Annotated in this window: 5 protein-coding genes, 2 tRNA genes and 3 rRNA genes; 6 read left to right on the top strand and 4 right to left on the bottom strand. The window is 44.4% G+C overall.

Going from position 1 to position 10,594, the window contains the following annotated elements:
* Nucleotides 1–174: 174 nt before the first annotated feature.
* The 6 genes from MKL36_RS18875 (at nt 175) to MKL36_RS18850 (ending at nt 5,982) form a co-directional block, all read left to right on the top strand.
* A 16S ribosomal RNA gene (locus tag MKL36_RS18875) occupies nt 175–1,711 on the top strand.
* A 59-nt stretch (nt 1,712–1,770) separates the two neighbouring features.
* Nucleotides 1,771–1,847 (top strand) — tRNA-Ile (locus MKL36_RS18870).
* A 55-nt stretch (nt 1,848–1,902) separates the two neighbouring features.
* Nucleotides 1,903–1,978: transfer RNA gene (locus MKL36_RS18865), tRNA-Ala, on the top strand.
* 340 nt (nt 1,979–2,318) lie between these two features.
* Nucleotides 2,319–5,211: ribosomal RNA gene (locus MKL36_RS18860) — 23S ribosomal RNA — on the top strand.
* Between the two features lie 184 nt (nt 5,212–5,395).
* Nucleotides 5,396–5,510: ribosomal RNA gene (rrf, locus tag MKL36_RS18855) — 5S ribosomal RNA — on the top strand.
* Together the 16S, 23S and 5S rRNA genes with 2 tRNA genes alongside form the textbook arrangement of a ribosomal RNA operon.
* A 121-nt stretch (nt 5,511–5,631) precedes the next feature.
* Nucleotides 5,632–5,982, top strand: a complete 351-nt coding sequence (locus MKL36_RS18850) for an ankyrin repeat domain-containing protein (RefSeq protein WP_000353866.1) — start codon at nt 5,632–5,634, stop codon at nt 5,980–5,982.
* Nucleotides 5,983–6,027: 45 nt separating this feature from the next.
* On the opposite strand, the gene MKL36_RS18845 is transcribed toward MKL36_RS18850, so the two are convergent.
* The 4 genes from MKL36_RS18845 to ileS all read right to left on the bottom strand — a co-directional run bounded on the left by MKL36_RS18845 (nt 6,028) and on the right by ileS (nt 10,549).
* The gene (locus tag MKL36_RS18845; protein ID WP_000964180.1) at nt 6,028–6,570 is read right to left on the bottom strand and encodes an NADPH-dependent FMN reductase; all 543 of its coding nucleotides are present in this window, start codon (nt 6,568–6,570) and stop codon (nt 6,028–6,030) included.
* A gap of 134 nt (nt 6,571–6,704) precedes the next feature.
* Entirely contained in the window at nt 6,705–7,187 is a 483-nt protein-coding gene (locus MKL36_RS18840) for an FKBP-type peptidyl-prolyl cis-trans isomerase (RefSeq protein WP_000136002.1), read from the bottom strand.
* Nucleotide 7,188: 1 nt separating this feature from the next.
* Entirely contained in the window at nt 7,189–7,719 is a 531-nt protein-coding gene (gene lspA / locus MKL36_RS18835; RefSeq protein WP_001133879.1) for a signal peptidase II, read from the bottom strand.
* On the bottom strand, nt 7,712–10,549 hold the full coding sequence (gene ileS, locus MKL36_RS18830; protein WP_021510356.1) for an isoleucine--tRNA ligase: 2,838 nt from the start codon (nt 10,547–10,549) through the stop codon (nt 7,712–7,714). Before ileS ends, lspA begins: the two co-directional genes overlap by 8 nt.
* Nucleotides 10,550–10,594 lie beyond the last annotated feature (45 nt).

The following is a 10,594-nucleotide window of genomic DNA, read 5'->3' as shown; positions in this document are numbered from 1 at the left end:
ATCATTAAGAGAATTGAAGAACAACTTGTGTGGATTTTTACTGATTGATTAATCGAAATAATTTTCATTGATTGATTGGTTTAAATTACTCGAAGTTTATTTGAGCGAAATTTAAGTCAGTAATTGATGAGCCAGAATTGGCACCTTGTCTATAAATAAGGTGCAAAATGATTTTAACTGAAGAGTTTGATCATGGCTCAGATTGAACGCTGGCGGCAGGCTTAACACATGCAAGTCGAGCGGGGGAAGGTAGCTTGCTACTGGACCTAGCGGCGGACGGGTGAGTAATGCTTAGGAATCTGCCTATTAGTGGGGGACAACATCTCGAAAGGGATGCTAATACCGCATACGTCCTACGGGAGAAAGCAGGGGATCTTCGGACCTTGCGCTAATAGATGAGCCTAAGTCGGATTAGCTAGTTGGTGGGGTAAAGGCCTACCAAGGCGACGATCTGTAGCGGGTCTGAGAGGATGATCCGCCACACTGGGACTGAGACACGGCCCAGACTCCTACGGGAGGCAGCAGTGGGGAATATTGGACAATGGGGGGAACCCTGATCCAGCCATGCCGCGTGTGTGAAGAAGGCCTTATGGTTGTAAAGCACTTTAAGCGAGGAGGAGGCTACTCTAGTTAATACCTAGGGATAGTGGACGTTACTCGCAGAATAAGCACCGGCTAACTCTGTGCCAGCAGCCGCGGTAATACAGAGGGTGCGAGCGTTAATCGGATTTACTGGGCGTAAAGCGTGCGTAGGCGGCTTATTAAGTCGGATGTGAAATCCCCGAGCTTAACTTGGGAATTGCATTCGATACTGGTGAGCTAGAGTATGGGAGAGGATGGTAGAATTCCAGGTGTAGCGGTGAAATGCGTAGAGATCTGGAGGAATACCGATGGCGAAGGCAGCCATCTGGCCTAATACTGACGCTGAGGTACGAAAGCATGGGGAGCAAACAGGATTAGATACCCTGGTAGTCCATGCCGTAAACGATGTCTACTAGCCGTTGGGGCCTTTGAGGCTTTAGTGGCGCAGCTAACGCGATAAGTAGACCGCCTGGGGAGTACGGTCGCAAGACTAAAACTCAAATGAATTGACGGGGGCCCGCACAAGCGGTGGAGCATGTGGTTTAATTCGATGCAACGCGAAGAACCTTACCTGGCCTTGACATACTAGAAACTTTCCAGAGATGGATTGGTGCCTTCGGGAATCTAGATACAGGTGCTGCATGGCTGTCGTCAGCTCGTGTCGTGAGATGTTGGGTTAAGTCCCGCAACGAGCGCAACCCTTTTCCTTACTTGCCAGCATTTCGGATGGGAACTTTAAGGATACTGCCAGTGACAAACTGGAGGAAGGCGGGGACGACGTCAAGTCATCATGGCCCTTACGGCCAGGGCTACACACGTGCTACAATGGTCGGTACAAAGGGTTGCTACACAGCGATGTGATGCTAATCTCAAAAAGCCGATCGTAGTCCGGATTGGAGTCTGCAACTCGACTCCATGAAGTCGGAATCGCTAGTAATCGCGGATCAGAATGCCGCGGTGAATACGTTCCCGGGCCTTGTACACACCGCCCGTCACACCATGGGAGTTTGTTGCACCAGAAGTAGCTAGCCTAACTGCAAAGAGGGCGGTTACCACGGTGTGGCCGATGACTGGGGTGAAGTCGTAACAAGGTAGCCGTAGGGGAACCTGCGGCTGGATCACCTCCTTAACGAAAGATTGACGATTGGTAAGAATCCACAACAAGTTGTTCTTCATAGATGTATCTGAGGGTCTGTAGCTCAGTTGGTTAGAGCACACGCTTGATAAGCGTGGGGTCACAAGTTCAAGTCTTGTCAGACCCACCATGACTTTGACTGGTTGAAGTTATAGATAAAAGATACATGATTGATGATGTAAGCTGGGGACTTAGCTTAGTTGGTAGAGCGCCTGCTTTGCACGCAGGAGGTCAGGAGTTCGACTCTCCTAGTCTCCACCAGAACTTAAGATAAGTTCGGATTACAGAAATTAGTAAATAAAGATTGAGATCTTGGTTTATTAACTTCTGTGATTTCATTATCACGGTAATTAGTGTGATCTGACGAAGACACATTAACTCATTAACAGATTGGCAAAATTGAGTCTGAAATAAATTGTTCACTCAAGAGTTTAGGTTAAGCAATTAATCTAGATGAATTGAGAACTAGCAAATTAACTGAATCAAGCGTTTTGGTATGTGAATTTAGATTGAAGCTGTACGGTGCTTAAGTGCACAGTGCTCTAAACTGAAATGTTGAAGTTACTAACTTGTAGGTAACATCGACTGTTTGGGGTTGTATAGTCAAGTAATTAAGTGCATGTGGTGGATGCCTTGGCAGTCAGAGGCGATGAAAGACGTGATAGCCTGCGAAAAGCTCCGGGGAGGCGGCAAATATCCTTTGATCCGGAGATGTCTGAATGGGGGAACCCACCTACTTTAAGGTAGGTATTGCAACATGAATACATAGTGTTGCAAGGCGAACGAGGGGAAGTGAAACATCTCAGTACCCTTAGGAAAAGAAATCAATTGAGATTCCCTCAGTAGCGGCGAGCGAACGGGGATCAGCCCATTAAGTTATGTGTGTTTTAGTGGAACGCTCTGGGAAGTGCGAACGTAGAGGGTGATATTCCCGTACACGAAAGGGCACACATAATGATGACGAGTAGGGCGAGGCACGTGAAACCTTGTCTGAATATGGGGGGACCATCCTCCAAGGCTAAATACTCCTGACTGACCGATAGTGAACCAGTACCGTGAGGGAAAGGCGAAAAGAACCCCTGTGAGGGGAGTGAAATAGATCCTGAAACCGCATGCATACAAGCAGTGGGAGCACCTTCGTGGTGTGACTGCGTACCTTTTGTATAATGGGTCAGCGACTTATATTCAGTAGCGAGGTTAACCGTATAGGGGAGCCGTAGAGAAATCGAGTCTTAATAGGGCGTTTAGTTGCTGGGTATAGACCCGAAACCAGGCGATCTATCCATGAGCAGGTTGAAGGTTGGGTAACACTAACTGGAGGACCGAACCCACTGTCGTTGAAAAGCCAGGGGATGACTTGTGGATAGGGGTGAAAGGCTAATCAAGCCTGGTGATAGCTGGTTCTCCCCGAAAGCTATTTAGGTAGCGCCTCGGACGAATACCATAGGGGGTAGAGCACTGTTTCGGCTAGGGGGTCATCCCGACTTACCAAACCGATGCAAACTCCGAATACCTATGAGTACTATCCGGGAGACAGACTGCGGGTGCTAACGTCCGTAGTCAAGAGGAAAACAATCCAGACCGCCAGCTAAGGCCCCAAAATCATAGTTAAGTGGGAAACGATGTGGGAAGGCATAGACAGCTAGGAGGTTGGCTTAGAAGCAGCCACCCTTTAAAGAAAGCGTAATAGCTCACTAGTCGAGTCGGCCTGCGCGGAAGATGTAACGGGGCTAAAACTATGTGCCGAAGCTGCGGATGTATACTTTGTATACGTGGTAGGGGAGCGTTCTGTAAGCCGATGAAGGTGTGTTGAGAAGCATGCTGGAGGTATCAGAAGTGCGAATGCTGACGTGAGTAACGACAAAACGGGTGAAAAACCCGTTCGCCGAAAGACCAAGGGTTCCAGTCCAACGTTAATCGGGGCTGGGTGAGTCGACCCCTAAGGCGAGGCCGAAAGGCGTAGTCGATGGGAAAATGGTTAATATTCCATTACTTCTGTGTAATGCGATGAGAGGACGGAGAAGGCTAAATCAGCCTGGCGTTGGTTGTCCAGGTGAAAGGATGTAGGCATGTATCTTAGGCAAATCCGGGGTACTCTATGCTGAGATCTGATAGCAAGCTGTACTTGTACAGCGAAGTGGTTGATGCCATGCTTCCAGGAAAAGTCTCTAAGCTTCAGTTACACAGGAATCGTACCCGAAACCGACACAGGTGGTCAGGTCGAGTAGACCAAGGCGCTTGAGAGAACTCTGCTGAAGGAACTAGGCAAAATGGTACCGTAACTTCGGGAGAAGGTACGCTGTTGTTGGTGATGGAACTCGCTTCCTGAGCTGACGACAGCCGCAGAAACCAGGCCGCTGCAACTGTTTATTAAAAACATAGCACTCTGCAAACACGAAAGTGGACGTATAGGGTGTGATGCCTGCCCGGTGCTGGAAGGTTAATTGATGGGGTTAGCGTAAGCGAAGCTCTTGATCGAAGCCCCAGTAAACGGCGGCCGTAACTATAACGGTCCTAAGGTAGCGAAATTCCTTGTCGGGTAAGTTCCGACCTGCACGAATGGCATAATGATGGCGGCGCTGTCTCCAGCAGAGGCTCAGTGAAATCGAAATCGCTGTGAAGATGCAGTGTACCCGCGGCTAGACGGAAAGACCCCGTGAACCTTTACTGCAGCTTGACACTGAACTTTGACCTTACTTGTGTAGGATAGGTGGGAGGCTTTGAAGCTGGAACGCTAGTTCCAGTGGAGCCGTCCTTGAAATACCACCCTGGTAATGTTGAGGTTCTAACTCTGTCCCGTGATCCGGGACGAGGACCGTGTCTGGTGGGTAGTTTGACTGGGGCGGTCTCCTCCTAAAGAGTAACGGAGGAGTACGAAGGTGCGCTCAGCGTGGTCGGAAATCACGCGTAGAGTATAAAGGCAAAAGCGCGCTTAACTGCGAGACCCACAAGTCGAGCAGGTACGAAAGTAGGTCTTAGTGATCCGGTGGTTCTGTATGGAAGGGCCATCGCTCAACGGATAAAAGGTACTCTGGGGATAACAGGCTGATACCGCCCAAGAGTTCATATCGACGGCGGTGTTTGGCACCTCGATGTCGGCTCATCTCATCCTGGGGCTGAAGCAGGTCCCAAGGGTATGGCTGTTCGCCATTTAAAGAGGTACGCGAGCTGGGTTTAGAACGTCGTGAGACAGTTCGGTCCCTATCTACCGTGGGCGCTGGAAATTTGAGAGGATCTGCTCCTAGTACGAGAGGACCAGAGTGGACGAACCTCTGGTGTACCGGTTGTGACGCCAGTCGCATCGCCGGGTAGCTATGTTCGGAAGGGATAACCGCTGAAAGCATCTAAGCGGGAAGCCTACCTCAAGATAAGATTTCCCTAGGACTTTATGTCCTCTAAAGAGCCGTTCGAGACTAGGACGTTGATAGGTTGGATGTGGAAGCATAGTGATATGTGAAGCTGACCAATACTAATTGCTCGTGAGGCTTGACTATACAACACCCAAGCAGTTGTATATGAAGCATCAATCGATTCTTAAATATGCAAGACAACTTGATTTAGTTATACCTCTAGCTAAAATGAACAAGTAAAGTAAGATTCAATCAGCCCAGTCTGTTACAGATTTGGAAAACGCTTCGGCATCAAATAAGACCCAAGCAAGTATCCATAAACAGTTGTGCTGGCGACCATAGCAAGAGTGAACCACCTGATCCCTTCCCGAACTCAGAAGTGAAACCTCTTAGCGCTGATGGTAGTGTGGGATTACCCATGTGAGAGTAAGTCATCGCCAGCTCATTATTCTAAACACCCCAATCTCAAAAGAGGTTGGGGTGTTTTTTATATCAAAAAATCAATCAATAAAGAATTATTTAAATATAGAACTACAAATCATTTTTGGATGCTTACTCGGTTCTATGGATATAATGAGGAAGTTTTTTATTTTTGGTGTCCCCGTGAAAATTAATTCTTTCTCTCCCATACCTGAAGATGATGAAGAACTCTCTCTTCCAGAACTGATTTATTGGGCATCTTTAGGTGATCTAGAGCAAGTAAAACAATTATTAATAGATGGAGAAGACCCTAATCAGACTGATGATGAAGGGTATAGTGCTTTGCAAGCAGCGGCTGAGAATGATCATTTAGAGATAGTGAAGCTCTTAGTTGAAAAAGGGGCGCATGTCACTTATAAAAGCGAATATACAGCACTACAGCTTGCAGAAATGGCGGGTAATACTGACATAGTGAATTATTTAAAAAGTTTATAAAATTAAAAAGCCCCTTTTATTTGAAAAAGAGGCTTTTTGTTCAATTTAAGACAAATGATATTTCTGTAGTTTCTCAACAATTGATTGAAGTCCTTTTACTTCAAATTCATTGGCTTCAAACTTTTCATCTTTATTGCGTTTGAAGATATCTCGTATTTCGATCACAGCATTTGGGTCAACAATACTTAAACTTGAAGTGACTTGGCGTATTTGGCTAATAGAACGAGAACCATTTGTTGAGCCATAACCTATAAATGCGGCTGGTTTGCCGCTCCATTCCTTACCAACATAGTCCAGTGCATTTTTTAAAGCTGGGCTATAACCGTGGTTATATTCTGGGCTAATAAAGATAAATGCATCAGCTTGGGCAATTTTATCAGCCCATTCTTGTTGTTTAGGTTGATCATAAATACCTGTAGCAGGTGGGTGAGAACCTGAAAATAAGGGTAGATTCCATTCTTTTAAATCAATTACTTCAGTTTGAAAATCTTTTAGATTAAATGTTGGTATTGTTGTTTCTAACCAATTGGCAATTTTAATAGCTGTGCGCCCTTCGCGAACACTTCCGACGATAATATAGACCAGCATATGTTTTTCCTAAGGATTTTTATCTTTATAACTTAATTCATTATATAGGTGCGTGAGAATATAGAATTTGTAAGGATTCTTATGTCATCAATAAAAGTTAAATAATAAAAAAGCCCTCAATCGAGGGCTTTTTTTTACATGATCTTAATGCCTTGCTGACCAGCTGGAGTCACTTTAAATATCTCTACTTCAAAAGTAATATTTTTGCCGGCTAGAGGATGGTTGAAATCAATTTCAGTAATATCATCATTTACTGACTTCACAACACCAAATAAAGTTGCTTTTGCTTTATCTTCAAACTCGATCATGTGACCAGGAATAGGTCGTTGTTCGAATTTAACTGTATCAAAAGTTTGTATATTTTCAGGATTCCACGGACCAAAAGCATCTTCTGGTGGTAGATGTACTGTACGTCGATCGCCTGCACGTAAGCCAAGAAGCGCTTTCTCAAAACCTGGTAACAAGTTACCGTCGCCAATAGTTAAGCTAACAGGTTCTTCACGGCTACGTGTATTGTCAATTTCTACACCATTTTCAATAGCAACAGAAAAGTGTAGGTCAACTTTAGAACCGTCAGTAATACGAATTTCTTCATTAGGTTGAATAATTTCGGTCATATTATGCATCCGAATTTTTAGGTCTTTGCTTCTCAAGGAAGAATGTATCGATGAGTAGCAAAATGGTACCTAGAGTAATGGCACTGTCCGCAATATTAAAAGCTGGAAAGTGATGATTTTGGTAATAAACATGAATAAAATCGACCACATACCCTAAAGTAATACGGTCAATTAGATTACCAAGTGCTCCACCTAAAATTAAAGCGATAGCTACAGGTAGCACCACCATTTTTTTAGGCATACGTAGCAACCAAAATACAAAAAGTATTGAAACTAAGCCTGCCAAAGATGTGAAGAAATAGCGTTGCCATCCTCCAGCATCAGATAAAAAGCTAAAAGCTGCACCATAGTTATGTAATAGTGTCCAGTTTAAAAATGGAAGCACAGGTACAGGATCTGCGTAGTTCAGATGTGTACTTGCAATCCATTTTGTCCATTGATCCAACACAATCGCAAGGACAGAAAGTCCAAGCCAAATGAGGTTGTGAGGATAAAACTGGAATAAGCCTTTTTTAGCTTGAGAATTAGGCATATTTTCTCACTTCGCCACGACCAGTGACGTTCACAATACAACGACCACATAAACCAGGATGATCGGCATGTGTATTTACATCCGGAAGGACATGCCAGCAACGTGCACATTTTTCGCCTTCAGCTGCAGATACTTGTACACGTAAGCCTTCCATTTCAGTTGCTTCACCTTGTTCAGCAAATGGATGTACTACTACTTGCGAAGTAATAAGAACAAAACGGAGTTCATCAGCCAGTTGGTTTAAAACTGTTTGTAATGATTCATTTGCCCAAAGTTCAACTTTGGCTGAAAGATTACTACCGACAAGTTTAGCGTTACGAGCTGCTTCAATCTGTTTATTTACTGCAGATTTTACGCTAATCAATGTTTGCCAATCTGCTTCGGAAAGCAAGTTTGCTTTTGATGAAACAGGTAAGTCATACCATTCAGCTGTAAATACATACTTCTCAGTTTGTTCAGGAATAAGTGGCCACGCTTCTTGAGCTGTGAAGCTTAGAATCGGGCTCATCCAGCGAACAAATGCTTGTACGATATGGTAAAGCGCTGTTTGTGCGGAACGACGTGCTTGTGAGTCAGCCTTAGTGGTGTATTGACGGTCTTTGATGATGTCTAGATAGAAACCACCTAAGTCATTAATACAGAAGCTTGTTAACGCACTACACACGACGTGGAAGTTCATTTCTTCATAGGCCGCGATAATGGTCTGTTGTACTTCATTAGCACGTTGCAAGATGTATTGATCAAGAGCAATAAGATCATCTACTGCCAGAGCATCCGTACTTGGTTTGAAACCATTTAAGTTTGCAAGTAAGAAGCGTAGCGTATTACGAATACGACGGTAGCTATCACTTACACGGCTAAAGATTTCTTTCGATGCTGCAATTTCATAGCGATAGTCGCTAGATGCTACATATAAACGTAAACCATCGGCACCAAGTTGTTTGATGATTTCTTCAAGCGGAATATAGTTGCCTAAAGATTTTGATAATTTACGGCCATTCTCATCAACTGTAAAACCATGAGTTAACAAGGCTTTATATGGCGCACGATTGTGAATTGCCATAGACGTTAATAAAGAAGATTGGAACCAACCACGGTGTTGGTCTGAACCTTCTAAATATAAGTCAGCAGGACTTTCTAATTCGTCGCGTTGCTCAAGTACAGCGTAATGCGTTGTACCAGAGTCAAACCATACATCAAGTGTATCGCGAACAGCATTGTACTGTTCAGCATCTTCACCAATGAAGTCTTTCGCATCACGGTTAAACCATGCATCAATACCTTCTTTCTCGATAAGTTTGGCAACTTCTTCGATGAGCTCAGGCGTACGAGGGTGCAATTCGTTCGTATCTTTATGAACGAAGAAAGGAATTGGTACACCCCAAGTACGTTGACGTGAGATACACCAGTCCGGACGGCCTTCGATCATTGATTCAATACGGTTTTTACCCCAGTTCGGTACAAACTCGATATCGTTTTCAATGGCATTAAGCGCACCGTCACGTAAACCTTTTTGATCCATGCTGATAAACCATTGTGGTGTAGCACGGAAAATAATCGGAGTCTTGTGACGCCAGCAGTGTGGGTAGCTGTGTTTAATCGGTTGATGAGCCCATAAGCGACCTACAGCACCTAAAGCCTCAATAATCTTTGGATTGGCTTTATAGATGTGCTCGCCAGCAAAGATTGGTGCGGTTGGTAAGTAAACACCGTTACCACCCACTGGGTTTTCAACTTTAAGGTTGTATTGAAGACCTACTTTATAGTCATCTGCACCGTGGCCAGGAGCAGTGTGTACAGCACCTGTACCGCTTGTTGCGATAACGTGTTCACCTAAAATAACCGGAACTTGACGATCAATAAGTAAAGGATGTTGTAGGGTAAGGTTCTCAAGAGCTGAACCAGTAAAGTCAGCTAAAACAATTGGGTTTTCAAGCTTGTAACGCTCAATTGCAGAAGCAACTAAGTCTTTAGCAAGAATAAAGTTTTGCTTACCACGTTCAGTAGTCACTTGTACCAATTGATATTCAATTTCGGCATGCAATGCAACTGCTTGGTTCGCGGGTAATGTCCAAGGAGTAGTGGTCCAGATCACGATATCCGTTGGATCTTGAACGTCTACATTTACACGAGCGCTTAAATCTTTTAAATCTACAACGCCAAAACCAACGTCAATTGCGTCTGATTTTTTATCTTCGTATTCAACTTCAGCTTCAGCAAGTGCTGAGCCACAGTCCATACACCAGTTCACTGGCTTTAAGCCCGGCTGGATATGGCCATTTTTTTGGATTAAACCTAGAGCACGAACGATATCGGCTTCTTGTTTGTAGTTCATGGTGAGGTAAGGATTATCCCAGTCACCTAAAATACCAAGACGTTTAAAGTCTGTACGCTGCAAATCAATTTGTTTTAGCGCATATTCACGGCAGTGTTTACGGAAAGTGGCTGCATCAACTTTTTCACCCACTTTACCTACTTTTTCTTCAACTTTTAGTTCGATTGGCAAACCGTGACAGTCCCAACCTGGTACATATGGCGCATCGAAACCTGCCAAAGTACGGCTTTTTACGATGATATCCTTAAGTACTTTGTTAACCGCATGGCCCAAGTGAATTGTACCGTTCGCATATGGAGGGCCATCATGCAAAATATATTTTTTCTTACCAATACGCGATGCACGAATCTGCTGATAAATGTTGTCGGTATACCACTCTTCTAACCATTTCACTTCACGTACTGCCAAATTTGCTTTCATTGCAAATTGAGTATCCGGCAGGTTTAGCGTGGCTTTGTAGTCCACTGCATTTTCAGTAGTTTGCTTATCGCTCATGCAAGTTGTCTTCCAGTTTAATCAGCTTGGGAGCCGACATGTTTT

Origin of the sequence: Acinetobacter sp. AOR12_HL, from assembly GCF_027855275.1 — a bacterium.
Taxonomy (GTDB): domain Bacteria; phylum Pseudomonadota; class Gammaproteobacteria; order Pseudomonadales; family Moraxellaceae; genus Acinetobacter; species Acinetobacter baumannii.
Note: the sequence above shows the minus strand (reverse complement) of the source record. Positions and strands in the feature narration are given on the sequence as shown.